Here is a 26,841-nt window from a genome sequence, read left to right as displayed (position 1 = left end):
GCTTAACATCTCAAAAAGAGAATGATGTTTCTCTTGTTGTCGTGGTAATGAATATGCCGGCCAGCAGGATATGTGGAGCGCGGGCCGACGTCTGCAGCCAGTGTAGAGTAGCCCGATGAAGATGCTTCGCTGAACAGCGAAGTGTGGGGTTAATGCGACGGATAAATTCGGGGGCTTGCAGCCCCCGTAACGGTTAGCGGTGACTGAGTGCCAGTCTGGCGGCAAAGAGCATAAATACCCCGCCGGTGGCGCGATCCATCCATTGGATAAAGCGCGGCTTTTTGAGCAATCCGGAGGCGTAACGGGTTGCCAGGATCAGGGTTAATGACCACAGCGTACCGATTAACACATGGATGGCGACCAGCAGGAAGGTCCAGATGATCGGCGAGTGCCCTGCCGGGATAAACTGCGGCAAAAAGGAGACATAAAACACCCCCATTTTCGGATTCAATACGTTGCCGAGCATTCCTTTTAAAAACCAGTTGCTGGTAGACGGCGCGGCAGGCTGGTGCGTATCAAAGGCCTGACGTGGACGAAGCAGAAGCTGAAAGCCGAGCCAGCATAAATAGGCTGCCCCGCACCATTTCAGGATGTTATAGGCCACTTCCGATGCGGCAAGCAACGCGCCTAAGCCAAAAGCGACGATCGCGCCCCAGATAAAGCAACCGGTATCGATACCCAGGGCCGCCTGAAAGGCTTTTTTACCCCCTTCCACGGTTGAGGTGCGAAGGATGAGCGCGGTATCAAGGCCGGGGGTTAAAGTCAGAAGTAACGCGGCTAAGGAGTAAGCCAGAAGTGCATCGGTAACGGACATGTTCTCTCTCCGAAAGAGCTGATTCTATGGAAAACGACCCGCCCAGGCAATCAAATAACGGCGGCCTTAGCGTGATGGCATTTCGCCATAGCCTGTAGCCATTGTGGTCACGGGGCGTACCGTTTTTCAGCGCACCAGGCGGTTCCACTCATCCCGGGTGATTTCCCACAATTCCGCATCCAGCATGCCCGCGGTAAACTGCTGTTTCTCTACGCGAATCAGGCGCATGCCGCTGTTCATCGAGATTTTCCGCGACCCATCGTTGTCGCGGGCTTTTGGCGCCCGCAGCACCTCCCGATGGAGCGTGTTAAACCAGAAATCGGTCACGCAGCGGCAGGCCTCGGTCATGAGCCCCTGGCGCTGCCAGGCCGGATCCAGCCAGAACCCGCGATTGTTATCCGCCTGGTCGGAGAGCGTAATCAGGCCGATAAGCTGCTCCGGGACGGCCTGGCGGCGAATCGTCCAGAACCAGGCGCTACCCTTTTCGGCAGCCGGTAAAGCAATCGTGTTCACATAGCGAGACGCCCCGTCATCCGGGAACGGCCACGGAAAACTGGCCGCCAGATGACGCACGATTTCCCATTGCGGAAACACCGCCTGAATCTGCGGCGCATCGTCTTTGACCAGTGGGACCAGCCGCAGCCTGTCGGTGGTTAAGAGTGGCGCTTTCACGGAGCCTCCTCGCGGAGCCATGGTGTAATGGTGACGCCCGTCAGCAGTCCTTCCGGGCTGAGCAGTCGGCTGACGGTCTGACCCCAGGGTTCTTCGCGGTTGGCAATCAGCAGCCGGTATCCTTTGGCAATCAGCACATCGGTGGCGACCTGAATGTCGCGCACTTCAAATTCAATCCACGCCTGGGGAACGGGCAGATCTGCCGGCCACTCTTCGCTGCCAAAGCAGGAGGTCGCCGCCTGGGCCAGCGGCCAGAGGGCAAAATGTTTCACTCCCGCCAGCGCATCCTGCCCGGTCAGCAGATAGTCATCGTTACCCGCCATCCGTTGCAAAGGTAAACCTAACGTCTCGCCATAAAAGGCATGGCTCAGCGCGGTGTTTTGCGTGATGGGGCCAAATCCTGCGACAAACAGCACGGCGATATCGGTGAAATCTTTTGCCATCTTCCCTCCTGACGATGAACACAGAAACAGAGCCGGTAGAAAATTTATACATTGAATACGCAGACTTGCACAGATTCGTCTTGTCCCGACGCTAATTTTGGTGGGTTTGGCTAAAACAGCGGAAAAACGCATCCTGTGCTCGTCCGGATGACCGGGTCTGCGCTATGCTGCTCACACCTTCGTTTGAAATACCATGATGTTATGACCTCTTCAGTCAGTAATACTCAGCTTAATCTGCGCATTATCTCGATCGTTGTTTTTACCTGTATCTGCTATCTCTCCATCGGCCTGCCGCTCGCCGTCTTGCCGGGATATATCCATTACCAGCTGGGATACAGTACGCTGATTGCCGGTGTTGTTATCAGCCTGCAATATATCTCTACGCTGTTCAGCCGTCCGCACGCCGGGCGCTATACGGATATTTGGGGACCGAAAAAAGTCGTCAGTCTTGGGATCGTCTGCTGTCTGTTGAGCGGGCTGTTCACGCTCGGTGCCGTGGCGCTGCAATCGGTGCCGCTGCTGGCGATTAGCGCTTTGCTGATTGGCCGTATTTTTCTCGGCGTCGGTGAAAGCTTTACCGCGACGGGGGCAACGCTGTGGGGAATTAAAACCGTGGGGGCAATACATACTTCGCGAGTGATCTCGTGGAATGGCGTGGCCACCTATGTGGCGATGGCGGTAGGCGCGCCGCTCGGTGTGATGCTGAATAGCGAGTTTGGTATCAGCGGTTTTGCCACGGTGGTCGTTCTGGTGGCTCTGATTGGCCTGCTCTTTGCCCGTACGCGCCAGGATGTCAGCGTCACCGCCGGTATCCGGGCGCCGTTCCACGTGGTGGTACGCAAAATCTGGCCTTATGGTCTGGGTCTGGCCCTGGGGACCGTGGGGTTCGGGGTTATCGCGACCTTTATCACGCTCTATTTTTCCGCACATCGCTGGCAAGGCGCGGCATTTACCCTTTCGCTGTTCAGCGCCGGGTTTATCTGTGTTCGCCTGGTGGCGGGTAATATGATTACCCGCTATGGCGGCGTTCGCGTCTCTCTGGTCTGCTTCGTGGTCGAATGTCTCGGTCTGGTGATTATCTGGCTCGCGCCTTCCGCATGGATAGCCGGCCTCGGCGCACTGCTGACCGGCTCTGGTTTCTCTTTGGTATTCCCGGCGCTGGGCGTGGAAGCGGTCAGACAGGTTGAAGAACAAAACCAGGGAACGGCGCTGGGAACCTATTCGGCCTTTCTCGATTTAGCGCTGGGTTTGACCGGTCCCGTCGCTGGATGGGTCGCCGGGTATTATGCTCTGGATACGATTTATCTGTTGGCCGCGGTGGTCGTCGTGCTGGCCTTCCTGCTGATTTTTCGTGTCTACCTGCAACAACGCGTGGGGTTGCGCCACGTATGAGCGACGGTCTCCGGTAGCCGCAGGTTACCGGGACCGGTAAAAAACTAATCAATAATTGACTGTGATTCCGCATCCGTGCCAACATCCTTGTCACGTCTGGTTACAGACGCACTGACGTGGCGGGTGGCATAACAGAGATCGCGTAATAAAAGATCCGGCCCGTGACGTAACCCAATCCGAATCACTGACCACGACGGTGAGTTCTTGAGCCTGGCGGGAAATACGCAAATGCATCAAAGCTTTAATCAGCGCGTTCATTTCTATTACTGCATCTTAGTCGCGCTGAAAATTCATGGAAAATCAAAAAAATCGGGTGGAATCAGAGGGAAGAACAATTTCCTGCTGAAATGGCTGCGCAAAGCTCAGGACAACAATATCTTCCACCCGGATATCACCAGCGAAATCGAATGGCTACGCGGTAAAATTATCCAGGCCGGATATGACACCGATCTGGAGCCGATGCTGGATTTCGTCTATGCCACGGCAAAACGCGCCGAAGCGCTCAAGGAGAGCGATTAACCGCCTGCACCTTGCACATGCCGGGCTCCCCGGCATCATCCACGAGTACACTCTGACCTCTATCCTATCTACCGCACGTGCGTGACATTGTCACAAAAATAGTCGCCATTCCCTCATCCCGTTCGAAAGACGTTTGATCCGACGGCATTGCCCTTTATGCTGGTGAACGCGTCTATCTCATCCGGAGTCACCCATGGCCGACTGGAATCCCTCTCTGTATCTGAAGTTTGGCGCTGAACGTACGCGCCCCGCCGCTGAATTGATCGCTCGTATCGCACAGCATCCCGTCACATTTGCCGTCGATCTGGGCTGCGGTCCCGGTAACAGCACCGCGTTGCTTCATCATGCCTGGCCGGAAGCGACGCTTATCGGCGTCGACAGTTCGCCGGCAATGCTCGATGACGCCGCCCGGGCGTTGCCAGACTGCCGGTTCGTTGCCGCCGATATTCGCCAGTATCAACCCGAACGGCCCGCGGATCTTCTCTATGCGAACGCGTCGCTCCAGTGGTTGACGGATCATGAAACCCTGTTTCCGCAGTTGGTCAATCGGCTGGCGGATAACGGCTTGCTGGCGGTACAAATGCCGGACAACTGGCAGGAACCTTCTCATACGCTGATGCGTCAGGTGGCGCAAGAAATGGGGTTCCCGGAGAGCGGACGTCATCCGCTGCCGGGGGCACAGGCGTATTACGATATTCTTACCGCCTGCGGCTGTGAGGTGGATATCTGGCGAACGACCTATTACCACCCGCTGGAGTCGCACCAGGCGATTATCGACTGGCTGCAATCCACGGGGCTTCGCCCCTACCTGCAACCGCTCGACGCCGGGCAGCGGGAGGCTTTTCTCAATCGTTATCTGACGCTGTTGCAGCAACACTATCCGTTACAGTGTAACGGAAAGGTTCTGCTCCTGTTCCCGCGCCTGTTTATCGTCGCGCAGCGCACAGCTCATATCTGATGACAGAGACGCCCGGTGATATAGCGGTCACCGGGCGTCAGCGTCGTTTTGGTTGTTGTCATGACCGGCTTCTGGCATTACGCGTTTTTACTCATTGACCGGCAACTCATCCGGCGCCGCAGCTGCGTTACCAGGAAAGATGGTGCACCAGAGAGAGATCCCACGCGGTGGCCAGCAGCGAAAGAAACATAATCAGGTTAATGGCGGTCTCGATACGTTTTTCCATTTTTGATTCTCCTGAGTTATTTTCAGCCGCCAGGCGACGCTGAACAACGGCTTTTCTTTTAACCCGTGTTAACAGGTGATGCGATAACGCACGTAATCATCAGCGGGAGTGAATTCGTCATACAGTCGACGGGCCGGATTGTCGGTCTGCGTATGCCAGTAAAGGCGCGACCATCCTTGCTCTTTGGCTTCGGCTCGTAGAGCCTGCATCAATTGCCGGGCAATGCCGCGGCCGCGGACCTGCGGATCGACGAACAAGTCTTCCAGATAGCAAATCGGGGTTTTCACCCAGGTCCCTTCATGGAGAACGCATATTGCGAATCCCACCACGCGATCGTCAACCACCGCCACACGCCCCAGAACCGGCGAGCTGTGGTCCAGTAACCGCTGCCAGGTATATTCCGTGACATCGTCCGGCTGCGGGCTGCCATAAAAAGAGGTATAGCCTTGCCAAAGCTGCAGCCATTGTGATTTGTCTTGCCCACAGATCTCACGAATATCAACAACCATTGATTATCTCTCCTGATGCCCGAACTGCACCGGTTACGCGGGCGATCGATGTACACTTTTGCCGTTACGATAACCCATTATTTTCCTGGCCTAAAATTTCTTCAAGCGGCAGGGGCACAATTTGCCCTTATTCGTCTTTATCTGTAAGCCCCTTTTCGCTGTTTAGCGATTGGCCCCTGAAGGAGTGACAGAACTGCACGGTCTGCTTTTTGATTCACGGTTATTGTATGTTGTAACTAAAATGAGTGAATCAATAACCCGGCCGTGGCCGGGTCAGCTTTTATCAACGATGTTTAGATCAGCACAACGGCTTCACCGCTTCACGCATTCCGCGTAGCAGAATCGCGTCAAGATCCCGCGTCACCTGCTCAACCAGACCATTAACCTGGGTCAGGTCCTGCTCCCAATGGGAGGTCACCGATAGCACCGCTTTCACCAGTTCGCGGGTGCCGATCTGCGCATCGCGATGCTGCGCCCACAGCGTCTGGAAACGGGTTATCCATTCGGCGTCATCCTGCACCGGATAAGTTTCGCCATCGCGCTCCGCGCGATAGAACGCAATCAGCGCCGCCAGCGCAAACGTCAGACGCGTCGGTAGTTTACCTGATTTCTCCTGCCCTGCCAGCAGCTGCGGCAGAATGCGGGTGCGGAATTTGGTCATGCCGTTCAGCGCAATGGAGAGCAGTTGATGTTTGATATACGGATTGCGAAAACGCCCTGTCACCGCGCTGGCAAAAGACTCCAGTTCCGCGCGCGGCAGATCGAGCACCGGAATAATCTCTGCATAAATCGCTTTCTCAACGAACGCACAAATCTCCGGGTCGTTCATCGCTTCGCCAACGGTATCCAGCCCTGCCTGATAGGCAACCGGCACCAACGCGGTATGTGCGCCGTTAAGAATCGCCACTTTCCGCTCTTTGTACGGCTTAATATCATCAACAATCAGGACATTAAGTGGCAATTTATCCAGTCGCAGTTCAGCGGCCAGCGATTTGGGTCCCTGGATAACAAACAGATAGAAGTGTTCGGCGGTGGCGAGGAAACCGTCTTTGTAACCCAGCTGCCCTTCGATAGCCCCCGCTTCATCACGCGGGTAGCCGGTGACGATACGGTCCACCAGCGTCGAGCAGAACGCATTTGCCTCCTGCAGCCAGGTAATAAATGCCGCCGGCAGCGCCCATTCATGAGCATAGCGCAGCACCAGCTCGCGCAGCGCCTCGCCATTATAATCGATCAGTTCGCAAGGAATGATGATCCAGCCTTTATCCGCCGCGCCGGCGAAATGGCTGTAACGTTCGTATAGCAGACGGGTCAGTTTTGCCGGGTAGCTCACTGCCGGCGCATCTTCAAATCGATCGCCTGGGTGATAGCTGATGCCGGCTTCGGTCGTATTGGAAAACACAAACCGCATATCCGGGTTATGAGCCAGCTGAAGGAAGGCGTCGTAATCCGCGTAAACGCTGATTTCCCGGTTTACCGAACGGATCAGACGCGCATCGCTGACCGCTTCACCCCGTTCGTTCAAACCGCGGATAATGGTGGTGTACAGTCCATCCTGCGTGCTCAACGACGGGGGAAACGCGCTTTCTATGGGACGAACGATCACCACGCCGGCGTTCAGGTCGGTATGCTCATTCAGCAGATCAAGTTGCCAGTCGACAAATGCCCGAAGAAAATTACCTTCACCGAACTGGATAATGCGTTCAGGGTACTGCGCGCCGGGAAAATCACGACGGTTTAATGTTTTCACAATAGGTTCCCTCGTAGAGTGGTCATACAACCTGAGTAATTGGTGTAATAACTTAACAGCTTTTCTAAGAGTAAAACCGTGTTTTGATCAAACCTGACTCTGTTATTACAGGATCTTATAGAACAGTGAGGTCGCCGTCATCGCTCCGTCCGGCATTAAGGCATAACGCGGAATTTCCCCGGCTTTTTCCCAGCCGCACTGGACATAGAAGCGTTCCGCGCCACTGCCGGTGGCCGTATCAAGCACCAGTACCGACTTGCCCTGCTCGCGGGCAAGCTGCTCCAGGTAGTTCATCAGCGCATTAGCCAGCCCCTGCCGTCGCGCATTTTGGTGAACCAAAAGTTTTGCCACGTCGGCGCGATGAGGCTGGTTTTCCGGTTGATCGATGACTAATTGTACCGTGCCGACAATCTGCCCGGCCTGTTCGGCCACCAGCACGAGGCGCTCCCCGGCCGCCACGCTTTCGGCGATGCGCAGCCAGAACGTTCGCGCCGTTTGCAACGAAAAAGGCAGCATAAAGCTGACGGAGGCGCCGCTGTTAACGCAATCGGCCAAAATATCGCTCAGTGGGGAAAGGTTTTCGAGAATATCAGCACGCGAAAGCGTACGAAGAGAAAAGGATGTGGTCATTGGTCACTCCATGAAATTGACCACATCACTATGTTTTTAACTTATATTTAACACAAGCGGAATTGTCATTCCGTTTTCTTATTACTGATTCTCCGCCAGCGTCGGGGTGCAAATCCGATTGCGTCCGGCTTGCTTCGCATTAATAAGATAGTCATCGGCAGCCATCAGCAGTTGATTAAACAGCTCGGTGATCCGTCCGCCGCCGACCGGACGACACTCCAGCCCCATACTGAGGGTCAGTTTGATCTTGTGCGGCCCCCAGACAAAGGTTTGCGCCGCCACGCCCTGGCGAATTTTCTCAGCCAGCAGCTGACCCTCCTGCGGCGTTGCGCTCAACATGGCGACAGCAAACTCCTCCCCGCCAATGCGCGCCACCAGCCCCTGCTCGCCCACCAGATCCCGCACCCGTTGGGCGAACTGAGCCAGCACGCAATCTCCGCACTCGTGGCCCCAGCTATCATTCACTCGCTTAAAGCCATCGATATCCAGCAACATCACGGTAAGCTGCTGCGTTGCTGATTGCGGTTGACGCTTCAGCGCCTCGCTCAGACCGGAACGCGAGTAAACCCGCGTCTGGAAATCAAAATCAGCCCGCAGCGCCAGCTGTTTCACCAGGTTATTAATCGCGTCAACGCTGGAGGCAACAATCACCGGGCTGATTAACATCGCCGCAATGCCAAGGCGGGTCGAGAACAGCTGCCATGGCTGCAGATGCGCATCGGGAGAGAGATGAATTAATGCGTTCGCGACCAGCAGGATCTCACCGATTCCGGTGAGGAAAGTCAGCAGACAGGTCAACGGCAGCGGATAACGAATCGCACACCAGATCAGCGCAGGCAGCGGGAAGGTGATACTTTCGGCGCCCCCTACGGCGACGCCAAGAATAATGGACAGCACCAGCACCATGACCGGTAGCAGCTGACTCCAGCGGAAGCCGCTTAACGTCGAAGGGATCGTCACCGTTAGGATAAACGGCAGGATCAGCACCGCCGTCGAGAACTGTTCGCTAAACCAATCGGCCAGCAGAGAGATAAATGTCTCCCGCTCTACATCCATCGAGCCAAGCGTCCCCACGGCGGCGCTCAGGAAAGCCGCCAGCAGGCAGTAACAGAACAAATTCAGCACATTGATCGGGCCCGGCATGGAATCAGTCCGTCGCTTATCCCACAGCAGCAGCTGCGCCAGGCTGACGATAAAGACAATATTCGAGAAATTAATCAGCAGCGAGGCAAAGCCCATCCCCCAGCGTGAGGTCAGGCCGTCGTAGACCATCATCGCCACAAAACAGGTGGCATAAAAATAGCTACGATTGAGCCAGACATAGCGGGCGAAGATCCCGACCATCACGGCATTCAGCGGCCAGAAAAAGGACAGTTCCTGGACCAGACGCAGCATGGCACCGAAAAAATGGAGCAACAACGTTATGGTGAATAACACCAGCGCGTCACGCACGGGATGTTCCTCACGAAACAGCGTGAATAACCGAATCGACAGTGAAGACATTCAGTGATTATCCGTCTAATTGTTTCAGGCAATTATTATGTTAATAATTAGTTAGCGGATTATCATAACATGAGAATATTTATCCAGCATACCCATGACGGATAAATGCGCATTATTGAGGGCCGGATAAATTCATCTGGATAACCAGCCAGCGATGGATAACCTGCACCACATAGTGCTGCTCGCGGTCTGTCAGTTCGCGACCGGCGGGAATATCATGCCACTTCGCCAGACAGCCACGACAGCAGGTGGCGGTGGCATGCTGGGCGATAAACACCGGATGCCCGCGCATCGGCGTCTGTTTACCGTCATTCGCAATATGCGCCGGCGCCAGACGGCGGGCAATAAAATCCGCCGCGTGCTGGTCGATGGTCTCCGGCCCTTTATCGACACAATACTGCCGCTCTTTACTGCCAAGATGAAAGCGGGAACGAAAGGTCGAACGCTGGAGACGGGCAAATAAATAATCCATGTTCACCATCAGAATACCGACCTTCCCAGGCGTTGGGTGAGTTTTTCCAGTACCGCGGTTCCCGCCAGCGAGTTACCGGCCGCATCCAGCTCCGGACTCCACACCGCGATAGCCATCTCCTGCGGGACAATAGCGACAATACCACCGCCTACGCCAGATTTTGCCGGCAGTCCGACGCGCCAAGCAAACTCGCCGGCGTTCTGATACATCCCGCTGGTCATCATTAAGGCATTCACCTGCCGCGACTGGATCGGGGCAATCACCGGGGTATCCAGATGCGGAGCCACCCCGCGATCGGCGAGAAACAGAAACGTGCGCGCCAGTTCGACACAGCTCATTTCCAGCGAGCAGTAGTGAAAATAGTTTTGCAGAACCGTCGCGACATCATTATGGAAGTTGCCGAACGATTTCATCAGCCATGCGATCGCGGCATTGCGTGCCGAATGTTCGAACTCCGAACGCGCCACCAGCGGATCATACGCGATATCCGTCACCCCACTCAGACGACGCACGATTTCCAGCATTCTCTGCCGCGGCGCGCTCAGCCGGCTTTGCAACATATCGCAGACCACCAACGCGCCGGCATTAATAAAGGGGTTGCGCGGTTTGCCCTGCTCGATTTCCAGCTGTAATAACGAATTGAACGGCTGTCCGGAAGGATCTTTCCCCACCCGTTGCCAGATTTCATCCTCCTGATAGTGGTTCATCGCCACCACCAGGCTCAGCACTTTAGAGATGGACTGAATAGAAAAACGTTCGTGGGCATCGCCGGCAGAATAGTGTTGACCCTCCACCGTACAAATCGCCACGCCAAGCTTATTGCCGCTTACGCTTGCCAGCGCCGGAATATAATCCGCCACTTTGCCACGCCCAATCAGCGGCCTGATTTCTGCCAGAATCGTCTCCAGCATTGCATTATTGATGACCGTCGCCACACCCGGCTCCTTGCCCGCCGTCAAAATTCGGGCTGCGAGTATAGCAGAGCACGGCGACGATCGTCAGGTGCGACTTCCGTTAGCGACGGTCTTTCCATACGGTCTGGACGTTACAGAACTCATGCAGGCCAAAGTGGGACAGCTCGCGACCAAAGCCGCTCTTCTTCACCCCGCCAAACGCCACGCGCGCATCGCTGGCGCTGTAACCGTTGATAAAGACGCCACCGCACTCCAGCTCGCGAGAAAAACGCCCGGCTTCATCGACGCTGGCGGTAAACACGGTCGCCGACAGACCGAATTCGCTGTCATTGGCCAGCGTCAGCGCATGGGCTGCGTCTCGCGCCACGGTAATAGTCGCCACCGGGCCAAACAGCTCCTGGCGGAATCCGGTCATCTCCGGGGTCACGTTGCCCAGTACCGTTGGCGCATAGTAGTTGCCCGGCCCGGCGATTTTCTCCGCCCCGAGCAGCAGGGTCGCCCCTTCAGCCAGCGTCGCCGTCACCTGTTGATGCAGCTCATCACGCAGATCGAAACGCGCCATCGGCCCGAGGTAATTGGCCTCATCACGCGGATCGCCCATCTTCAGCGCTTCAACCGCGGCAACAAATTTTTTGCTGAAGGCCTCGGCAATCCCGGCCTCAACGATAAAGCGCTTCGCGGCGGCGCAAACCTGCCCGGTATTTTGATAGCGGCCAATCACCGCGGCTTTTACCGCTTCATCGAGGTCGGCATCATTCAGGACGATAAACGGATCGGAACCGCCCAGTTCAAGAACGCATTTCTTCAACGCCGCGCCGGCCTGGGCGCCAATCGCCTTGCCGGCGCGCACGCTGCCGGTTACCGTCACCGCGGCAATACGCGAATCGTCGATCATCCGGGAAACACCATCATTCGTCGCGTTAACCCAGCCAAATACGCCAGCCGGCAGCCCTGCCTGATTGAAGATCTCGCCAATCAACGCCGCGCTGCCCATCACGTTCGGCGCATGTTTCAACAGATAGCTATTCCCCGCCAGCAGAATCGGCACCGCGCCGCGCAGAACCTGCCACAGCGGGAAGTTCCACGGCATAATGGCGAGAATCGCGCCCAGCGGACGGTACTCAATCACCGCATTGTTATTTTCCACCTGGGTGGCTTCGGTCGCCAGCATGGCCGGGCCGTGTTCCGCATACCAGTCGCAGAGATTCGCGGATTTCGTCACTTCACCACGCGCCTGGGCAATCGGTTTGCCCATCTCAAGGCTGATCATTTGCGCCATCTCTTCGGCGCGGGCGCGCAGCGCGTTACCGACTTTACGCAGAGCATCGGCGCGCTGTTCAAGACTGACGGTACGCCACTGACGATAACCCTGCTCAGCAAGCGCAATCGCCGAATCCACCTCTTGTTCGCTCGCCCAGGGCAGAGACGATACCCTTTCTCCCGTGGCCGGGTTGACGGAAACCGCGTGAGTTGCAGATAAATTCATCGTTATGCTCTCTCTGTTGATGACCAATGTTGATTGCGAATTGACCTCATTCTGGCTTACCCTTCCTTTCATTGAAAATGAATAATATTAAGCAACCTATTCACAAAAGAAGAACACTATGGACCTGACCCAGCTTGAGATGTTCAACGCCGTCGCCAGCACCGGCAGCATTACCCAGGCCGCGCAGAAGGTGCACCGCGTCCCGTCAAACCTGACGACCCGTATTCGCCAGCTGGAGGCCGACCTCGGCGTCGAGCTGTTTATTCGTGAGAACCAGCGCCTGCGCCTTTCGCCGGCGGGACACAGCTTTTTGCGCTACAGCCAGCAGATCCTCGCGCTGGTCGATGAAGCCCGAATGGTGGTCGCCGGAGATGAGCCGCAGGGGCTGTTTTCGCTGGGTTCGCTGGAGAGTACCGCCGCGGTTCGCATTCCATCGACGCTGGCGCTTTATAACCAGCGCTATCCGAAAATCCATCTCGCGCTCTCTACCGGCCCGTCCGGGACGATGATTGATGGCGTACTGGAAGGCACCTTAAGCGCCGCATTTGTCGACGGGCCGCTGGTCCATCCAGGCCTTGAGGGGTTACCGGTCTTTCCGGAAGAGATGATGATTGTGGCGCCCTTCGGCCATCCGCCGATTACCCGCGCCAGCGAGGTGAACGGCAGCAACGTCTACGCCTTTCGCGCCAACTGTTCCTATCGCCGCCATTTTGAAAGCTGGTTCCACGCCGACCGGGCAACGCCAGGGCGGATCCATGAAATGGAGTCCTATCACGGGATGCTGGCCTGCGTCATTGCCGGCGCCGGACTGGCGCTGATCCCGCGCAGTATGCTGGAGAGTATGCCCGGCCACCATCAGGTATCGGCCTGGCCGCTGGCCGAAGAGTGGCGCTGGCTGACGACCTGGCTGGTCTGGCGACGCGGGGCGAAAACCCGTCAGCTGGAAGCGTTTATAGCGCAGCTGAACGAAGATCGGCAACGAGCAGTTTCTCCATAAACAGGCTCAGCGGGTCGGGTTGATACGGTGCGAAGGCGCTGCGGGTCTGATAACCCCAGCGGGTATACAATCTGACCGCCGCCTGCTGATAGATTCCGGTCTCCAGCCGCACGGTATGGCAGTCCCGGCGCAGCGCTTCCGTTTCCAGCGCCTCCAGCAGCCGTTCGCCCAGCTTTTGCCCGCGATGCTCCGGGTCGATAAACACCCGCTTCATTTCCCCAACCCCATCGTGGCCGAGCACAATCGCCCCGCAACCGACCGCCTGATGTTGGGCATCGCGGATCAGCAGCACAATCACCGACTCCACCGCCAGCTGGCTCAAATCAACGAGGTGGTTGCTCTCGGCCGGATAGAGGGATTCCTGATATGCATCCAGGCGGGCGATCAGCGCCGTCAGATCCGGATCGGTTATGGCTGTCGTGGCGATGGTATACATAGGCGAGCTCCTTTTTTCGCCTACTGTAGCGCAGCGCATACCCCTGTTCTCATAGTTTTAACTTATACAACCCGCAGCCGCTTGCGCTAAGCGATTGAACCGCAGTAATTTTATGCCATGACGCTTGATATCGGGAATGAACCATGAATACCAAAGCACGCAAGGTAATGATTATCGGTGCCGGCAATGTCGGCACGTCGGCGGCCTACGCATTGTTAAACCAGACGATCTGCGAGGAGTTGATCCTTGTGGACCTCGATACGACCAGAGCACAGGCGCATGCTCAGGATCTGAGCGATGCAGCCGCCTATATGCCGGGAATGATGACCATTTCAACGCGGGACATCAGCGAGTGTGCCGATGTCGATATCGCGGTGATTACCGTTTCCGGCGGAGCGCTGAAACAAGGCCAGAGCCGCCTTGACGAGCTGAACGCCACGGCCAAAATCGTGAACAGTATCGTTCCACCGATGATGGGCAACGGCTTCAACGGTATCTTTCTGGTGGCCACCAACCCCTGCGATATTATTACCTGGCAGGTCTGGAAGCTGTCCGGACTCCCGCGCAGCCAGGTGATAGGCACCGGCGTCTGGCTGGATACTACCCGCTTGCGACGGGTGCTCGCCCAGGCACTCGATATTGGCGCCCAGAGCATTGACGCTTTTATTCTCGGCGAACATGGCGATACCCAGTTTCCGGTCTGGTCGCACTCGTCGGTTTACGGTTCCCCGATTGCCGATGTTTACCTGAAACATACCGGTCAGCAACTGGATCGCCAGCAGATCGCAGAGAAGGTTCGCACCCTTGGCTTTGAAATTTACGCCGGGAAAGGATGCACGGAGTACGGCGTCGCCGGCACCATCGCCGAGATCTGTCGCAATATATTCACCGGCAGCCATCGTGCGCTGGCTATCTCGTGCATTCTTGACGGCGAATACGGTATGGATGATGTCGCGGTCGGCGTACCGGCGGTCCTGGCGCAGAGCGGCGTTCAGCAGATTATTGAACTGCAATTAGCCGAGGATGAGGCGGCGCAATTCCGCCACTCTGTTGAGGTGATTAAAGCCAATATCGCCCGTCTCGCGTAAACCCGCTTCCCTTGCGTTGACGCCCGCTTTACGCGGGCATCCCGCTCTCACGGCTAGCGGCGGTCGGGATAGATTCAGCGTAGCAAAATTCTCCCCTGCAGCCAGGTCACCGCCTGGCCGGCCATCAGCACGCGATCGCCCTTCAGCTCACAGCGAATATCGCCGCCGCGTGGCGATATCTGCCGGGCCAGCATCTTGCTTTTCCCGAGCCTGGCGCTCCAGAACGGGATCAGCATGGTATGCGCCGAACCGGTGACCGGATCCTCCCAGACCGCTTCTCCCGGGGAGAAAAAACGGCTGACAAAGTCATACTCGCCATCGCCGGGTGCGGTAATCGTCACCTTATGCTCACCGGGCGTCATTGCCGCGATAGTCGGGCGCACGGCGGCAACCTCCTCGCGACTGGCCAGCTCGATAAGCCATGCCCGGCCACGACGGGCGCTCACGTACCGCTCAATGCCTAATCCGGCGAGCAGGGCCGCAGGCGGGGTACTCTCTTGCGTGGCACAGGCCGGGAAATCCAGGGTCAGCCAGTCCCCTTCCCGGCTCACGGTCAGGCGACCGGAGGCGGTCGCAAAATGAATCGCCGCATGAGGGAAGTCGAGATGATGAAAAATGACGTGTGCGCTGGCGAGAGTGGCGTGACCACAGAGGTTCACTTCATTGCGGGTGGTGAACCAACGTAGGGAGAACGACTCTCCCTCGCGCACCACGAAGGCGGTTTCAGACTGATTATGCTGCTGCGCCATTTTAAGCAAAATATCATCCGCCGGCCACGCGTCCAGCAGGCAGACCGCCGCCGGGTTACCGGCAAAAGGCCGCTCACTGAACGCAGAAACCAGATACATGGGGATCTCTTTCACCGTATCTCCTTAGCGTAGCGTAATGGTGCCTGTCATGTACGTGGTCGCCTGCCCGCCAATCAGCACCCGATCGCCATGCCACTGGCAGCGCAGATCGCCACCGCGGGCGGAGACCTGTCGCGCCTGCATGGTCGTTTTAGCCAGTTTTTCCCCCCAGTAGGGGATCAGCATACTGTGCGCCGAGCCGGTCACCGGGTCTTCAACAACCCCCTCGCCCGGACAGAAAAAGCGGCTGACGAAATCATATTCATCATCGGCGGCGCTGACGCAGATCATTTTGCCCGTGCGCTCAAGCAACGACATATTCGGCCGCACGGCTTCCACCTGCTGACGATTTTCGAGGATCACCAGGTAATCCCGCCCCTCGCGAATCTCAACGGCCTTGTCCAGACCAAGCCCGGCAAGCAGCTCCGGCGGCGGCGCGATAAGCGGGGTGGTTTGCCACGCCGGGAAGTCTAACGTCAGCCAGTCGCCGTTACGCGTGACCCTCAGTTCCCCCACAAAACGGGTACTGAACACCACAGTGGTGGAAGGATGGTCGAGATATTCAAAGATAATGTGCGCCGAGGCCAGCGTGGCGTGGCCGCAGAGATTAATCTCATGCAGCGTGGTGAACCAACGCAGCTCATAACCCTCATCGGTGCGGACAAAAAAGGCGGTCTCAGACTGGTTGTGCTGCTGCGCCATACTCAGCAGCGTGTCGTCCGGTAACCATTCGGTGAGTGGGCACACCGCGGCAGCATTACCGCCAAAATTGCGATCGCTGAAGGCATCAACCAGGTAAAAATCAATTTCCTGCATCATACAACTCTTCCTTTTTTTACTTTTCTTCAACATGACATAAAAGCGTGCCATGTACACGATCTATATAAAAATGAATCCGTTAGCTTATAAATGCCGCCAGATGCCATAGTGAGATCCAGATCACAAAACGATTGTATTTTCACCAGCAATCGTTTTAAGATCGAGACCTCTTCTTCCTCTTTAGTAACCAGCTCAGAACCTATGATTACAAACACGGTTTCACGCAGGGTCGCGTGGCTTCGGGTAGTCACGCTTGCGATCGCCGCTTTCATTTTTAACACCACTGAATTCGCTCCGGTCGGTCTGCTGTCCGACATTGCCGACAGCTTCGGCATGGAAACCGCTCAGGTGGGCATGATGCTGACCATCTATGCGTGGGTGGTCGCGTTAATGTCGCTGCCGTTTATGCTGCTGACCAGCCAGATGGAACGCCGCCGCCTGCTGATCGGCCTGTTCATTCTGTTTATTGCCAGCCACGTGCTGTCGTTCTTTGCCTGGAGCTTTAACGTTCTGGTGATCAGCCGCATCGGTATCGCCTTTGCGCATGCGGTCTTCTGGTCGATAACTTCTGCACTCGCAATACGTCTGGCGCCACCGGGCAAACGTGCGCAGGCGCTGAGTCTGATTGCAACCGGCACCGCGCTGGCGATGGTATTCGGCATTCCTATCGGCCGCATCATCGGGCAGTACTTTGGCTGGCGGACCACCTTCCTGGCGATCGGCCTGGGGGCGCTGGTGACGCTGGTGTGCCTGTTTAAGCTGCTGCCCAAACTGCCTAGCGAGCATTCCGGTTCGCTGAAAAGCCTGCCGGTACTGTTCCGTCGCCCGGCGCTGTTGAGCATCTATCTGCTGACCGTCATTGTGGTGACCGCGCATTACACCGCCTACAGCTATATTGAGCCGTTTGTGCAGACGGTAGCCGGTATGAGCGGTAATTTTGCCACCGTGCTGCTGCTGATCCTTGGCGGCGCAGGAATCATCGGCAGCGTGCTGTTTGGTAAACTGGGCAACCAGCATGCTTCCGGACTGATTAGCATCGCCATTGGCCTGCTGCTGGTCAGCCTGCTGCTGCTGTTGCCGGCATCGCAAAACGCTCACCACCTGATGGTGTTAAGCATCTTCTGGGGCATCGCTATCATGATTATTGGTCTGGGGATGCAGGTGAAGGTTCTGGCGCTGGCGCCGGATGCCACCGACGTGGCGATGTCGCTGTTTTCGGGGATCTTTAATATTGGTATCGGCGCGGGCGCGCTGGTCGGCGGCCAGGTCAGTACGCATCTTTCAATGGCCTCGATCGGCTATGTCGGGGCGATTCCGGCGCTGGTGGCGCTGGTGTGGTCAATCATGATATTTCGCCGCTGGCCGGTGTCGCTGGACGATCATCAGCCTCACCACTCCTGAACGGGGTGACGAAAGAAAAAAAGCCTGCCGGTTGTTCCATCGGCAGGCTTTTTTATTCGCGGGTCGCCAGTCAGGCGACGAGGCGTTATCAGGCGTGGTAGTGAGTAATGATTTCCAGCACGCCGTTGATAATAAACTGTACGCCCATGCAGACCAGCAGAAAGCCCATCAGGCGCGAAATCGCTTCGATTCCCCCTTTCCCCACCAGACGCATGATTGCCCCGGAACTGCGCAGGCAGCCCCAGAGGATAATCCCGACCAGGGCAAAGATAATCGGCGGCGCGGTCAGTACCACCCAGTCGGGAAAATCGACGCCATGCTTCACCGTCGATGCCGTACTGATCAGCATGGCGATGGTCCCTGGCCCGGCGGTGCTCGGCATTGCCAGCGGCACAAACGCGATATTGGCCGTCGGTTCATCCACCAGCTCTTCGGATTTGATCTTCGCTTCCATCGAGTCATGCGATTTCTGCTGCGGGAAGAGCATGCGAAAACCGATGAAGGCTACAATCAATCCACCGGCAATGCGCAGGCCAGGGATAGAGATGCCGAAGGTGCTCATCACCACCTGACCGGCATACCAGGCAACCATCAGGATGATGAATACGTACACCGAGGCCATCAGCGATTGTTTGTTGCGCTCCTCGTTGTTCATGTTGCCAGCCAGCCCGAGGAACAACGCAACGGTCGTCAGCGGGTTCGCCAGCGGTAAAATCACCACCAGCCCCAGACCTATCGCCTGAATGAGTTCAATCATAATGAATTAAGGCCCCGTTAATCTTTCACTATTAAAAAAGTTTTGCCGCGCAAGTATAACTTTGGTCGTCAATATCATTCCAGCGCTTATCACCCGGCCGACGCGCCGCCTCACCGCCGCTTCATCCCAGGTCAGAAGTCTGCTTTAGCAAATCGTGTCATCGTCTAATCCCTCAGGTTGACATATTATTGCCTGGGCAATAATATCAGCAGCAATTAACTACTTGCCTGGGCAACCATTGTGAAAAACACCAGCGATCTGTTTAACGAAATGATCCCTCTCGGTCGCTTGATCCAAATGGTTAACCAGAAAAAAGATCGCCTGCTCAACGAATATCTCTCGCCGATGGATATTACATCCACCCAGTTTCGGGTGCTTTGTTCCATTCGTTGCGAAGTATGTATTACCCCCGTTGAGCTGAAAACCGTGCTGTCGGTCGACCCAGGCGCAATGACGCGCATGCTCGACCGTCTGGTCTGTAAAGGCTGGATTGAACGGTTACCCAACCCCAATGACAAACGCGGCGTACTGGTGCAGTTGACACCGGACGGTGCGGCCCTTTGTGAGCAGTGTCATCAGGTTGTGGGTCAGAAATTGCACCAGGAATTAACAAAAAATCTGTCGGCGGATGAAGTGGTCAACCTTGAGCATTTACTCAAAAAAGTCCTGCCGTAATAAGAAGAGGTAAGATGATGTCCAGACGCAATAATGACGCCATCACTATCCATAGTATTTTGTCGTGGATTGAAGATAACCTGGAATCGCCCCTGTCGCTGGAAAAAGTGTCCGAGCGTTCTGGTTACTCCAAATGGCACCTGCAAAGAATGTTTAAAAAAGAGACCGGTCACTCCTTAGGTCAGTACATCCGCAGCCGCAAGCTGACGGAAATCGCGCAAAAACTCAAGCAGAGCAATGAGCCGATTTTGTACCTGGCAGAGCGCTACGGTTTCGAATCGCAACAAACGCTGACGAGAACCTTTAAAAACTACTTCGACGTTCCGCCGCACAAATATCGCATGACCAATATGCCGGGTGAATCCCGCTATCTGATGCCACTAAATAACTGCTGTTAATCGCCTGCAACAAGACGTATTGAGGAAATCATGAAACTATTCGCTACCGCGGCCATGGTCCTGGTCGGCCTGGCCTCCAGCCAGAGCTATGCGGAGCAAACCACTACGCCGGTTCGCCACAATCACCGCGACGCGATGATTATGCCTTCCGAACATAACGACTCTCCATTTGATTTCAATCATATGGCCGCCGGTAGCGACAAATCGGATGAGCTGGGCGTACCGTATTACAATTAACTGCACTACCCGAGCATTTTGCCCCGTTTACGGGGCTTTTTTTTGCGCCTCTGACAACGACGGGTCGCGACCCCTGGTCTGTCCCGTTTGCTGCACTCCCTGATCTCAATTTGTGCCCAAATATCATATAATTCCTTATCCCTGTTCATCGTAGTTACGCGCGTGAAACGCTAAGACCGCTGATGTACATTTCAACCCGGTTCAAAATTGTTCTTCACCTGTGTGGGTTTCTGGTTTTGCTCTACAGCCTGACCATGATCCCGCCGATGCTGATTGCGCTGTTTGCCAAAGAGCGCAGCGTTTTTGCCTTTTTTTCGACCTTTGCTATCGCCTTCTCTGGCGGCTTGCTCTGCTGGCGAGCGACGCATCAGTCCAGGGTTAATCTCGAAACCCGCGATGGTTTTCTTATTATCGTGCTGTTCTGGCTGCTGTTTTCCGCCATCAGCGCCTTGCCGCTGTGGCTAAATGATGAACTACACCTGTCGATAGCCGACGCCCTGTTTGAGGGGGTTTCGGGGATTACCACCACCGGGGCGTCGGTCTTTCATGACGTCTCTTCGCTGCCCGTTTCGATCCTCTATTACCGCGCCCAGCTCAATTTTGTCGGTGGCTTAGGGGTTATCGTTCTTGCTGTAGCGGTGTTGCCGCTGCTGGGCATTGGGGGAATGAAGCTTTATCAGTCCGAAATGCCAGGGCCGTTTAAAGAGGAGCGTCTGACGCCGAGGCTGGCAGATACCGCCAGGAGCCTGTGGCTCACCTATATGCTGCTGGGGGGCGCCTGTACCCTTGCTTTCTTGCTGGCCGGGATGCCTTTTTTTGATGCCCTTTGCCACGGGCTATCGACGGTGTCGCTGGGAGGGTTCTCCACGCATACCGAAAGCATCGGCTACTACCAGAGCGATGCAATAGAGCTGGTGGCCGGGGCATTCTCTCTGCTCTCGGCCCTTAACTTCACCCTCTATTTTGTGGCTATCGCGCGTCGCAGCCTGAAACCGTTTCGCCGCAGTACCGAGATGCATTTCTTTTTCCTGGTCGTGGCGCTGGTGGTCGCGGTGGTCACTTTCGCAGTGTGGCGCGCGGGGATGTACAGCCTGCCCAAATCGTTCGTCCACGCTTTTTTTCTCACCAGTTCCATGATCACCGATAACGGTCTGGCGACGGCGGATTATGCCTCCTGGCCGCCGGATATTATCGTGCTGCTGCTGTCAGCGAGCTTTTTCGGCGGCTGTGTCGGTTCGACCTGCGGGGGAATTAAGGCGCTGCGTTTTCTGATCCTCTTTAAGCAGAGCCGCCACGAGGTACATCAATTAGCTCATCCCCGGGCAATCATGAGTATCCGGGTCGGAAGCGCCATCATCAACGATCGCGTGTTGCGTTCCGTGTGGAGCTTCTTCTTCCTGTATATCCTCACGACCTGCGTATTTGTCTGGCTGTTGAATCTGCAGGGCTACGATCTGCTGACGTCGTTTGCATCGGTTGCCGCCTGCATTAATAACATGGGCCTTGGTTTTGGTGCCACCGCCGATGGCTTCGCGGGGCTGAATGATGTCTCGAAATATCTGATGTGTATGGCGATGCTGTTGGGGCGACTGGAAATCTATCCGCTGCTGATTCTGCTTTCGCGTACATTCTGGCGTAGTTAGCGGGGCAGCGGCGACAGGCAATTCGCCAGGCAGGATGAGCGCACTCCGGCGCGGAGAAGAAGACATAACGCCTGCAATGCAGGCGTTAGTTTTTTAGTTCACCGTGGCCGGATGCTCCAGACTCTCCGTGCCCTCACGTTGCGGCTCTTTCTCGTGCCGGCGCGCCGCCAGCAGTCGACAGATCTCCGCATGCTTCTCCTCGGTAAAGGTAAAGCGCGACATAAACACCAGCCGGATCAGCGAACCTATGGCCGGCAGCAGGCAGATACCAAAGAACAACCCCGACAGCACGCCGTCACTCTGGGTTTGCGCCTGCGGCACGTAGCCGATCATTGTCAGAAACACGCCGATTAATCCACCGCCTACCGCCACCGACATCTTGCCGGTAAAGGTCTGTCCGGAGAAGGTGATCGCCGCGCAGCGCTTGTGGGTGTGGTACTCCGCATACTCGATGGTGTCGGCAATCATCGACGAGGTGAGGATGTTGGTCATCATCACGAACAGCGTACTCAGGCCAAGCAGAATAAACAGCATGGTCACGTGCTGATATCCAACAAACCACATCACCACGCGAACCGCGACATCCAGCCCGCAGAGGATCATAAACAGCTTCCGCTTCTGCATCCTGCGCGTCAGCATCGGGGCGACGAGACACACCACCGCCGCCATAATCCCCATCACACCTATCGCCATCTGCAGACTGCCGTCACCCATGTTGTTGATAAAGAAATAGATATAGAGACCACCTGCCACGTTGTGGAACACGCAGAAAAAGAACGACAGCAGAACGATAAACAGCGGCTTGTTCTGGCGCAGGTTATGGAAGGTGTCACGCATGGTCACCTTTTCCGGGCTCGGCGGGACGCGCTCTTTGATCTGCATAAAGCCGTTGAGCATCAGCGGTAACCCCACCAGCATCATCACCAGCGCCGCCATAAAGTAGCCTTTGTCGTTGCTGTACTGGGCGAAAAACGCCGCCAGCTTCGGGAAGAAGATATTGGCGCAGGCGATCCCGGCGTTGACCCCCAGCATGGCTGCCGTCACCGCGCGGGTGCGCTGCCCGGAGTCGTTGGTCATCACCGACGACATCGACCAGAACGGGATATCAGAGATGGCGTATAGCGTTCCCCACAGAATGTACGTCACCCCGGCGTAGAGAATTTTGGTGGTCATGTCCGCTTCGATTTTATAAAACGCCAGCAGGGTGACGCCCGTGATCAGCAGCGGGGCAATCAGCAAAAAGTGACGAAACTTGCCGAAGCGGCTGTTAATGGTGTCCATTATGCTGGCAAACAGCGGATCGTGAACCGCGTCCCACGCGCGGGCAATCAGGAAGATGGTACTCGCCGCCAGCGCTGAGATCCCCAGCACGTCGGTGTAAAAATAGTTAATAAACGAACCCACTAAACCAAAGCTAAAACACTGACCTAAACCATAACCAAAATAAGACCACAACTCACGAGACGGTATTTTCATTGCCATTGCCATAGTGCGTACCTGGTTGCCCGGCGGTAGCCCGCCGGGTGGATATTATTAGCCCTGAGCTTGCGGGGCGATGTTACGGAGTTTCTTCATTAAGGCCATTTCACCGCGCGAAAACGGGATCCCGTTCTCCTCAAACACATCGTGGAACCAGAGGCGGCAGTAGTCCGCGGACTCCTTCATCACCACCGGCCACGGCAACCAGGTCTGCGTTTTGCCGCGCACCAGTCCCCATTGATACGGGGCGATCTTCGCCGTGTACATCAGCGGGAGTTGCTCTTCGATGGTGCTGCCCACGTGGCGGGCCAGCCATTCGGTGCAGAAGATTGGCCGCCCAAGCGCCTGCAGCTGCTGGATAATCGCGGTCATGCGCCCGGTATTGGTGTAGGCGTGGAAGCTCACCACGTCTGATAACGCCAGCGCGGTCTGATCCAGCGGATGTTGGTAAAACGTCTCGCCCTCCTCTTCCGCCGGTAGACGCCATGCGCAGACGGTAAGCGGCTGCGTCGGATCCTCTTCACGCACCCAGCGGAACGCCAGCTTCATCAGCTCATGCGCGCAGGTTTCCAGCTTCGCGTCATACTGCACCTCTTGCGTGCCGGTGGCGAATATGCCGCGGTTGCCCGGCTCGTTATACAGATCCCACAGCAGCACGCGCTTGTCGTCGCGGAACTGGCGGACAACGTCACGGATATAGCGCTCAACCTGCGGCCAGCTGTCGGGATCGCACACCTTGTTGCGCCCCGGGCTCGCGGCCGCCTGGCTGTTGTGCTTGCCCGGCACCGGCGGCTTTTGCGGCCCCAGATAGGGCTCATCACCGGAGAAACCGCAGTCGTCCATCAGCGTCAGCATGGTGCTGAATCCGTGGCTGTCGGCAATGGTCAGAAACTTGTCGATACGCGCTATCAGGCCGTCGCGATCGTGTTCCCAGACAATAAACGGCAGGTTGATGCGCAGGGTGTTGTAGCCCGCCGCCGCCGCCCAGCCCAGTTCGCGATCGATGGTGTCGGCATCGAAAGTCTCTTGCTGCCAGATATCGGTCCAGTTCACTGCCGTCGACGGCAGGTAGTTAAACCCGCACAGCCACCCTTTCTGCTGATACCACGCCTGCGCCTGGGCTTTACTCCACTGCTCTTTCATTACGCGTCCTCTTACTGATAATGTTTAGCTAATAAATATTAGTTGCGGGATAAATGCGCAAATCACCACGCTAAGAAAAGCGACAGCCTTCACAAAGTTCACGCTTCGATGAATGAGAAACGTGATCGACAGCGCGTAAGCGAGCAGTTAGGGTATGATGCGGTGACGCCAGAGGGAGAGGACCAATGAAGCGAAAGACAAAAGTCACGATGAACGATATTGCGCGAACGGCGGGCGTGTCGCAGGCGACGGTATCGCTGGTGCTCAACCAGTCGCGTAACATTAAGCTCAGCGACGACACCCGCCAGCGGGTTATCAGCGTGGCGACCGAGCTCGGCTACGATCGCCTGCCCGCCATTCATGCGCCGCGTAACCAGGAAGAAATCGCCCTGCTGGTGAGCTCTCTGCAAAGCTTTGATCCGTTTATCGATGCCATCAGCCAGGCGCGGGAAGCCGCGTGGCGCAACGAAGCGCTGCTGACCGTGTACGACTACGGCGATGACGTAGAGCTGGCGCTGAACATTATCCGCCAGCTGGAGAAGCGCAACTGCATCGGGATTATACTCGCGTCCCCGGTCACCACGCTGGTCGACATGACGGCTTTTCAGGACTGCACCCGCATTCCGCTGGTGCTGCTCAACCAGCGCGACCCCGGCTCACCGCTGCTACCGTCGTTTATTCCGGACGACTACGCCAACGCTTTCCAGGTGACAAAACACCTTATCGCCTGCGGCGCAAAGCGTATCGCCCACATCACCGGGGAGAGCTGGATGGAAGCCTCCCGTCAGCGACTGGCCGGCTACCAGGCCGCGCTGCAGCAGGCCGGTTTTGCATGCGACGACAGCCTGGTGCGCCAGACCAACTGGCAGTTCAGCGAGTCCTTTACCGCCACCGCCTCCCTGCTGGCACTGGATGAACGCCCGGACGCCATCTTCTGCGCCAGCGACTGGCTGGCGATCGGTTGCTATCAGGCGCTGGCGGTCAATGGCATTGGTATCCCGCAGGATATGCTGTTGGCGGGCTATGATGACCAGAAGATCTCCGAGCAGCTCACCCCGCCGCTGACCAGTATCCAACTGCCTTACAGCGAGCTGGGACGCCTGGCAGTGGAGTACCTGTGTAATCAGGAAGATGCCGCCACGCACGTGACGCTGGCGGGCAGGCTGAAGGTGCGAACATCAAGCCTCGTCTGAGGTGAAGACCATTCTGGCATCGGGTTCGTCGCCGGCGGGGAGCATAAACTTACGGCTATTGACTCTCCGCGCGGGCACCACTGCATCGATGAGCAGCGAATGGCTTTCCTGCGTTTGTAAGCACGTGGTTATGCCACTCATCAGCGGGTTTTACAGGTATTCATTGCTAATCATCAAACGGCCCGACAAAATCTGTTAAGCGCGTGACGCTAAGTCAGATAATTGCACTTCCCCGCTTATTTTTTTAATATCAGACCTTCAGAAAATAGCGGATGTATTTTAATTCTTGATGAAATTATATTCACTGCAAGGTTCTGTGACGCAGCGACCATGCCTTTTTATGTCGCGTTCGATAAAAGTGGCAACCGAAAGTAGTATGGCTATATTTCCTGTCAACAGCTGAAAACCAGGGAAATATTTAGTCAGTAACGTTGATTAAAAAACCATCCCTCTTCTTAGTGTGTCGATTAAGAAGAGGAATATGAATTTGTTTAAAAAATCAGTATCCTGCAGCCTTGCTAGCGGCTTTTATACGCTTGTTCCTGGCATCTTTTTCTTGTTTGTCATGAGCTTGCATTATCCCGCTTGCCGCATCTACCCAATCATTTGCACTACATCCTGATAATCCCACGCTCAGCATAAGCGCAAAAACATACTTCATATTAGCTCCATCATCTGATTATTGTAGAAATAACGTCCATGTAATACACAAAGTATTCGACGCTTGAGTCGTTACTTTAACAAAAAATTGGTCTCATGAACAAGGCGAGGATTTCAAACCCGCTGCGTTATAATAGCCAGAGATGAATTCTGGCTTTATTAATTTAATACGGAGGGGAGAAAATAAAACTGAAGATATGCCATTTAAATGGCGTAGCTGTCAATTGTTTAGGGCGAATGACCGGAACGCTTAGAGTTCGAGTGCGGCAAGGATTGCGGTTTCCATTTTCTCCGGCGTGGCGATCGGTGCAAAACGCTTGAGCGGTTTGCCGTCGCGCCCAATCAGGAATTTAGTGAAGTTCCACTTGATCCGTCCACCCAAGACGCCGGGCAGTTCGTCTTTCAGGAAACGAAACACCGGGTGCGCTGCGGCCCCGTTCACCTCCACTTTCTCGAACATCGGAAAGCTTACACCGTAGTTGATGTGACAGGTCTGCGCGATATCGTCGGCGCCGCCTGGCTCCTGCTTACCGAACTGGTTGCAGGGGAAACCAAGCACCACCAGCCCCCGGGCGGCGTACTTCTTGTAGAGCGTTTCCAGGCCTGCGTATTGTGGCGTGAAGCCACAGTGGCTGGCGGTATTCACCACCAGAACCAGCTTGCCCGCGTAGTCGGCCATCGAGATGCGCTCGCCATGCAGACTGTTGGCACTAAATTCATAAAAGGTGGTCATGGCGGAATCCTCAGAGCAGAACCAGTAAGAGATAGTGCCAGTCATT

29 protein-coding genes are annotated in these 26,841 nt (G+C 56.0%); 11 read left to right on the top strand and 18 right to left on the bottom strand.

Annotation, left to right across the window (positions count from 1 at the left end; all coding sequences use genetic code 11):
* Positions 1 to 193: 193 nt before the first annotated feature.
* The 3 genes from GRPL_RS08900 to GRPL_RS08910 all read right to left on the bottom strand — a co-directional run bounded on the left by GRPL_RS08900 (position 194) and on the right by GRPL_RS08910 (position 1,929).
* Positions 194 to 814 (bottom strand): LysE family translocator, encoded by a 621-nt coding sequence (locus GRPL_RS08900; RefSeq protein ID WP_032687653.1) that lies wholly within the window; start codon positions 812 to 814, stop codon positions 194 to 196.
* A 126-nt stretch (positions 815 to 940) separates the two neighbouring features.
* Positions 941 to 1,486, bottom strand: a complete 546-nt coding sequence (locus GRPL_RS08905; protein WP_032699815.1) for a GNAT family N-acetyltransferase — start codon at positions 1,484 to 1,486, stop codon at positions 941 to 943.
* On the bottom strand, positions 1,483 to 1,929 hold the full coding sequence (locus GRPL_RS08910; protein WP_032699813.1) for a VOC family protein: 447 nt from the start codon (positions 1,927 to 1,929) through the stop codon (positions 1,483 to 1,485). The genes GRPL_RS08905 and GRPL_RS08910 overlap by 4 nt, the downstream gene beginning before the upstream one ends.
* A 201-nt stretch (positions 1,930 to 2,130) precedes the next feature.
* Here GRPL_RS08910 and GRPL_RS08915 point away from each other — a divergent pair, with 201 nt between their 5' ends.
* From GRPL_RS08915 to tam, 3 genes are all read left to right on the top strand, one after another.
* Positions 2,131 to 3,321, top strand: a complete 1,191-nt coding sequence (locus tag GRPL_RS08915) for an MFS transporter (protein WP_032696161.1) — start codon at positions 2,131 to 2,133, stop codon at positions 3,319 to 3,321.
* 228 nt (positions 3,322 to 3,549) lie between these two features.
* Positions 3,550 to 3,840, top strand: a complete 291-nt coding sequence (locus GRPL_RS08920) for a hypothetical protein (RefSeq protein WP_004862141.1) — start codon at positions 3,550 to 3,552, stop codon at positions 3,838 to 3,840.
* Between the two features lie 193 nt (positions 3,841 to 4,033).
* Positions 4,034 to 4,798, top strand: a complete 765-nt coding sequence (gene tam / locus GRPL_RS08925) for a trans-aconitate 2-methyltransferase (RefSeq protein ID WP_032699811.1) — start codon at positions 4,034 to 4,036, stop codon at positions 4,796 to 4,798.
* 294 nt (positions 4,799 to 5,092) lie between these two features.
* Here the strand turns inward: tam and GRPL_RS08930 are convergent, their stop codons facing one another.
* From GRPL_RS08930 to sad, 7 genes are all read right to left on the bottom strand, one after another.
* Positions 5,093 to 5,533 carry a GNAT family N-acetyltransferase gene (locus tag GRPL_RS08930; protein WP_032699809.1) on the bottom strand — a complete coding sequence of 147 codons (441 nt, stop codon included), beginning with the start codon at positions 5,531 to 5,533 and terminating at the stop codon, positions 5,093 to 5,095.
* Between the two features lie 298 nt (positions 5,534 to 5,831).
* Positions 5,832 to 7,283: a tagaturonate reductase gene (locus GRPL_RS08935; protein ID WP_032699808.1), complete on the bottom strand. Its 1,452-nt coding sequence runs from the start codon at positions 7,281 to 7,283 to the stop codon at positions 5,832 to 5,834.
* A 105-nt stretch (positions 7,284 to 7,388) separates the two neighbouring features.
* Entirely contained in the window at positions 7,389 to 7,913 is a 525-nt protein-coding gene (locus GRPL_RS08940; protein ID WP_032699806.1) for a GNAT family N-acetyltransferase, read from the bottom strand.
* A gap of 81 nt (positions 7,914 to 7,994) precedes the next feature.
* Positions 7,995 to 9,416, bottom strand: coding sequence for a GGDEF domain-containing protein (locus GRPL_RS08945; protein WP_032696158.1), 1,422 nt, complete (start codon positions 9,414 to 9,416; stop codon positions 7,995 to 7,997).
* Between the two features lie 112 nt (positions 9,417 to 9,528).
* Positions 9,529 to 9,897, bottom strand: a complete 369-nt coding sequence (locus GRPL_RS08950) for a DUF4186 domain-containing protein (protein WP_032687639.1) — start codon at positions 9,895 to 9,897, stop codon at positions 9,529 to 9,531.
* On the bottom strand, positions 9,897 to 10,823 hold the full coding sequence (gene glsB, locus GRPL_RS08955; protein WP_032687638.1) for a glutaminase B: 927 nt from the start codon (positions 10,821 to 10,823) through the stop codon (positions 9,897 to 9,899). The genes GRPL_RS08950 and glsB overlap by 1 nt, the downstream gene beginning before the upstream one ends.
* 79 nt (positions 10,824 to 10,902) lie before the next feature.
* Positions 10,903 to 12,288 (bottom strand): succinate-semialdehyde dehydrogenase, encoded by a 1,386-nt coding sequence (gene sad / locus GRPL_RS08960; protein ID WP_032699805.1) that lies wholly within the window; start codon positions 12,286 to 12,288, stop codon positions 10,903 to 10,905.
* A gap of 118 nt (positions 12,289 to 12,406) precedes the next feature.
* Between sad and ptrR the strand changes: the two genes are divergently transcribed.
* Positions 12,407 to 13,285 carry a putrescine utilization regulator PtrR gene (ptrR, locus tag GRPL_RS08965; protein ID WP_032687636.1) on the top strand — a complete coding sequence of 293 codons (879 nt, stop codon included), beginning with the start codon at positions 12,407 to 12,409 and terminating at the stop codon, positions 13,283 to 13,285.
* On the opposite strand, the gene GRPL_RS08970 is transcribed toward ptrR, so the two are convergent.
* Positions 13,239 to 13,721 (bottom strand): GNAT family N-acetyltransferase, encoded by a 483-nt coding sequence (locus GRPL_RS08970; RefSeq protein ID WP_032687634.1) that lies wholly within the window; start codon positions 13,719 to 13,721, stop codon positions 13,239 to 13,241. The genes ptrR and GRPL_RS08970 overlap by 47 nt on opposite strands.
* Before the next feature lie 143 nt (positions 13,722 to 13,864).
* Here GRPL_RS08970 and GRPL_RS08975 point away from each other — a divergent pair, with 143 nt between their 5' ends.
* Positions 13,865 to 14,809, top strand: coding sequence for an L-lactate dehydrogenase (locus GRPL_RS08975; protein WP_032699804.1), 945 nt, complete (start codon positions 13,865 to 13,867; stop codon positions 14,807 to 14,809).
* A 74-nt stretch (positions 14,810 to 14,883) separates the two neighbouring features.
* Here the strand turns inward: GRPL_RS08975 and GRPL_RS08980 are convergent, their stop codons facing one another.
* Positions 14,884 to 15,672, bottom strand: a complete 789-nt coding sequence (locus tag GRPL_RS08980) for a PhzF family phenazine biosynthesis protein (RefSeq protein WP_032699803.1) — start codon at positions 15,670 to 15,672, stop codon at positions 14,884 to 14,886.
* Positions 15,673 to 15,681: 9 nt separating this feature from the next.
* The gene (locus GRPL_RS08985; protein WP_032687703.1) at positions 15,682 to 16,473 is read right to left on the bottom strand and encodes a PhzF family phenazine biosynthesis protein; all 792 of its coding nucleotides are present in this window, start codon (positions 16,471 to 16,473) and stop codon (positions 15,682 to 15,684) included.
* 204 nt (positions 16,474 to 16,677) lie between these two features.
* Between GRPL_RS08985 and GRPL_RS08990 the strand changes: the two genes are divergently transcribed.
* Entirely contained in the window at positions 16,678 to 17,877 is a 1,200-nt protein-coding gene (locus GRPL_RS08990) for a sugar transporter (RefSeq protein ID WP_032687630.1), read from the top strand.
* Positions 17,878 to 17,965: 88 nt separating this feature from the next.
* Here the strand turns inward: GRPL_RS08990 and GRPL_RS08995 are convergent, their stop codons facing one another.
* Entirely contained in the window at positions 17,966 to 18,634 is a 669-nt protein-coding gene (locus tag GRPL_RS08995; RefSeq protein WP_032699802.1) for a MarC family NAAT transporter, read from the bottom strand.
* 240 nt (positions 18,635 to 18,874) lie between these two features.
* On the opposite strand from GRPL_RS08995, the gene marR reads away from it, so the two are divergent.
* The 4 genes from marR to GRPL_RS09015 all read left to right on the top strand — a co-directional run bounded on the left by marR (position 18,875) and on the right by GRPL_RS09015 (position 21,587).
* A complete protein-coding gene (marR, locus tag GRPL_RS09000) occupies positions 18,875 to 19,309 on the top strand; it encodes a multiple antibiotic resistance transcriptional regulator MarR (protein WP_004862187.1) in 435 nt (144 codons plus the stop codon).
* A gap of 17 nt (positions 19,310 to 19,326) precedes the next feature.
* The gene (marA, locus tag GRPL_RS09005) at positions 19,327 to 19,707 is read left to right on the top strand and encodes an MDR efflux pump AcrAB transcriptional activator MarA (protein WP_004862191.1); all 381 of its coding nucleotides are present in this window, start codon (positions 19,327 to 19,329) and stop codon (positions 19,705 to 19,707) included.
* Positions 19,708 to 19,737: 30 nt separating this feature from the next.
* Positions 19,738 to 19,944 (top strand): multiple antibiotic resistance protein MarB, encoded by a 207-nt coding sequence (gene marB, locus GRPL_RS09010; RefSeq protein ID WP_032687627.1) that lies wholly within the window; start codon positions 19,738 to 19,740, stop codon positions 19,942 to 19,944.
* 182 nt (positions 19,945 to 20,126) lie between these two features.
* Positions 20,127 to 21,587 carry a TrkH family potassium uptake protein gene (locus tag GRPL_RS09015; RefSeq protein WP_032687625.1) on the top strand — a complete coding sequence of 487 codons (1,461 nt, stop codon included), beginning with the start codon at positions 20,127 to 20,129 and terminating at the stop codon, positions 21,585 to 21,587.
* Positions 21,588 to 21,680: 93 nt separating this feature from the next.
* Here the strand turns inward: GRPL_RS09015 and GRPL_RS09020 are convergent, their stop codons facing one another.
* Together GRPL_RS09020 and GRPL_RS09025 are read right to left on the bottom strand one after the other, a co-directional pair.
* A complete protein-coding gene (locus GRPL_RS09020; RefSeq protein ID WP_032699801.1) occupies positions 21,681 to 23,075 on the bottom strand; it encodes an MFS transporter in 1,395 nt (464 codons plus the stop codon).
* A 45-nt stretch (positions 23,076 to 23,120) separates the two neighbouring features.
* Complete coding sequence (locus tag GRPL_RS09025; RefSeq protein WP_032699799.1) at positions 23,121 to 24,209, bottom strand: cellulase family glycosylhydrolase; 1,089 nt, start codon at positions 24,207 to 24,209, stop codon at positions 23,121 to 23,123.
* Between the two features lie 185 nt (positions 24,210 to 24,394).
* Here GRPL_RS09025 and GRPL_RS09030 point away from each other — a divergent pair, with 185 nt between their 5' ends.
* A complete protein-coding gene (locus GRPL_RS09030; protein ID WP_032687622.1) occupies positions 24,395 to 25,402 on the top strand; it encodes a LacI family DNA-binding transcriptional regulator in 1,008 nt (335 codons plus the stop codon).
* A 499-nt stretch (positions 25,403 to 25,901) separates the two neighbouring features.
* Here GRPL_RS09030 and GRPL_RS28120 read toward each other — a convergent pair whose 3' ends face one another.
* Positions 25,902 to 26,063, bottom strand: coding sequence for a hypothetical protein (locus tag GRPL_RS28120; RefSeq protein ID WP_168157860.1), 162 nt, complete (start codon positions 26,061 to 26,063; stop codon positions 25,902 to 25,904).
* A gap of 249 nt (positions 26,064 to 26,312) precedes the next feature.
* Positions 26,313 to 26,795: a glutathione peroxidase gene (locus GRPL_RS09035; protein WP_032696152.1), complete on the bottom strand. Its 483-nt coding sequence runs from the start codon at positions 26,793 to 26,795 to the stop codon at positions 26,313 to 26,315.
* Positions 26,796 to 26,841: the final 46 nt, after the last annotated feature.

The organism is Klebsiella planticola ATCC 33531 (assembly GCF_000735435.1).
Lineage (GTDB): Bacteria > Pseudomonadota > Gammaproteobacteria > Enterobacterales > Enterobacteriaceae > Klebsiella > Klebsiella planticola.
Note: the sequence above shows the minus strand (reverse complement) of the source record. Positions and strands in the feature narration are given on the sequence as shown.

Bases quoted from the DNA above. Each gene is read 5' to 3' on its own strand.
- GRPL_RS08900 (WP_032687653.1), bottom strand. From the start codon at position 814: ATGTCCGTTACCGATGCACTTCTGGCTTACTCCTTAGCCGCGTTACTT.
- GRPL_RS08910 (WP_032699813.1), bottom strand. From the start codon at position 1,929: ATGGCAAAAGATTTCACCGATATCGCCGTGCTGTTTGTCGCAGGATTT.
- GRPL_RS08915 (WP_032696161.1), top strand. From the start codon at position 2,131: ATGACCTCTTCAGTCAGTAATACTCAGCTTAATCTGCGCATTATCTCG.
- GRPL_RS08920 (WP_004862141.1), top strand. From the start codon at position 3,550: ATGCATCAAAGCTTTAATCAGCGCGTTCATTTCTATTACTGCATCTTA.
- tam (WP_032699811.1), top strand. From the start codon at position 4,034: ATGGCCGACTGGAATCCCTCTCTGTATCTGAAGTTTGGCGCTGAACGT.
- GRPL_RS08930 (WP_032699809.1), bottom strand. From the start codon at position 5,533: ATGGTTGTTGATATTCGTGAGATCTGTGGGCAAGACAAATCACAATGG.
- GRPL_RS08940 (WP_032699806.1), bottom strand. From the start codon at position 7,913: ATGACCACATCCTTTTCTCTTCGTACGCTTTCGCGTGCTGATATTCTC.
- GRPL_RS08945 (WP_032696158.1), bottom strand. From the start codon at position 9,416: ATGTCTTCACTGTCGATTCGGTTATTCACGCTGTTTCGTGAGGAACAT.
- GRPL_RS08950 (WP_032687639.1), bottom strand. From the start codon at position 9,897: ATGGTGAACATGGATTATTTATTTGCCCGTCTCCAGCGTTCGACCTTT.
- sad (WP_032699805.1), bottom strand. From the start codon at position 12,288: ATGAATTTATCTGCAACTCACGCGGTTTCCGTCAACCCGGCCACGGGA.
- ptrR (WP_032687636.1), top strand. From the start codon at position 12,407: ATGGACCTGACCCAGCTTGAGATGTTCAACGCCGTCGCCAGCACCGGC.
- GRPL_RS08970 (WP_032687634.1), bottom strand. From the start codon at position 13,721: ATGTATACCATCGCCACGACAGCCATAACCGATCCGGATCTGACGGCG.
- GRPL_RS08975 (WP_032699804.1), top strand. From the start codon at position 13,865: ATGAATACCAAAGCACGCAAGGTAATGATTATCGGTGCCGGCAATGTC.
- GRPL_RS08985 (WP_032687703.1), bottom strand. From the start codon at position 16,473: ATGCAGGAAATTGATTTTTACCTGGTTGATGCCTTCAGCGATCGCAAT.
- GRPL_RS08990 (WP_032687630.1), top strand. From the start codon at position 16,678: ATGATTACAAACACGGTTTCACGCAGGGTCGCGTGGCTTCGGGTAGTC.
- GRPL_RS08995 (WP_032699802.1), bottom strand. From the start codon at position 18,634: ATGATTGAACTCATTCAGGCGATAGGTCTGGGGCTGGTGGTGATTTTA.
- marA (WP_004862191.1), top strand. From the start codon at position 19,327: ATGTCCAGACGCAATAATGACGCCATCACTATCCATAGTATTTTGTCG.
- marB (WP_032687627.1), top strand. From the start codon at position 19,738: ATGAAACTATTCGCTACCGCGGCCATGGTCCTGGTCGGCCTGGCCTCC.
- GRPL_RS09015 (WP_032687625.1), top strand. From the start codon at position 20,127: ATGTACATTTCAACCCGGTTCAAAATTGTTCTTCACCTGTGTGGGTTT.
- GRPL_RS09020 (WP_032699801.1), bottom strand. From the start codon at position 23,075: ATGGCAATGGCAATGAAAATACCGTCTCGTGAGTTGTGGTCTTATTTT.
- GRPL_RS09025 (WP_032699799.1), bottom strand. From the start codon at position 24,209: ATGAAAGAGCAGTGGAGTAAAGCCCAGGCGCAGGCGTGGTATCAGCAG.
- GRPL_RS09030 (WP_032687622.1), top strand. From the start codon at position 24,395: ATGAAGCGAAAGACAAAAGTCACGATGAACGATATTGCGCGAACGGCG.
- GRPL_RS28120 (WP_168157860.1), bottom strand. From the start codon at position 26,063: ATGAAGTATGTTTTTGCGCTTATGCTGAGCGTGGGATTATCAGGATGT.
- GRPL_RS09035 (WP_032696152.1), bottom strand. From the start codon at position 26,795: ATGACCACCTTTTATGAATTTAGTGCCAACAGTCTGCATGGCGAGCGC.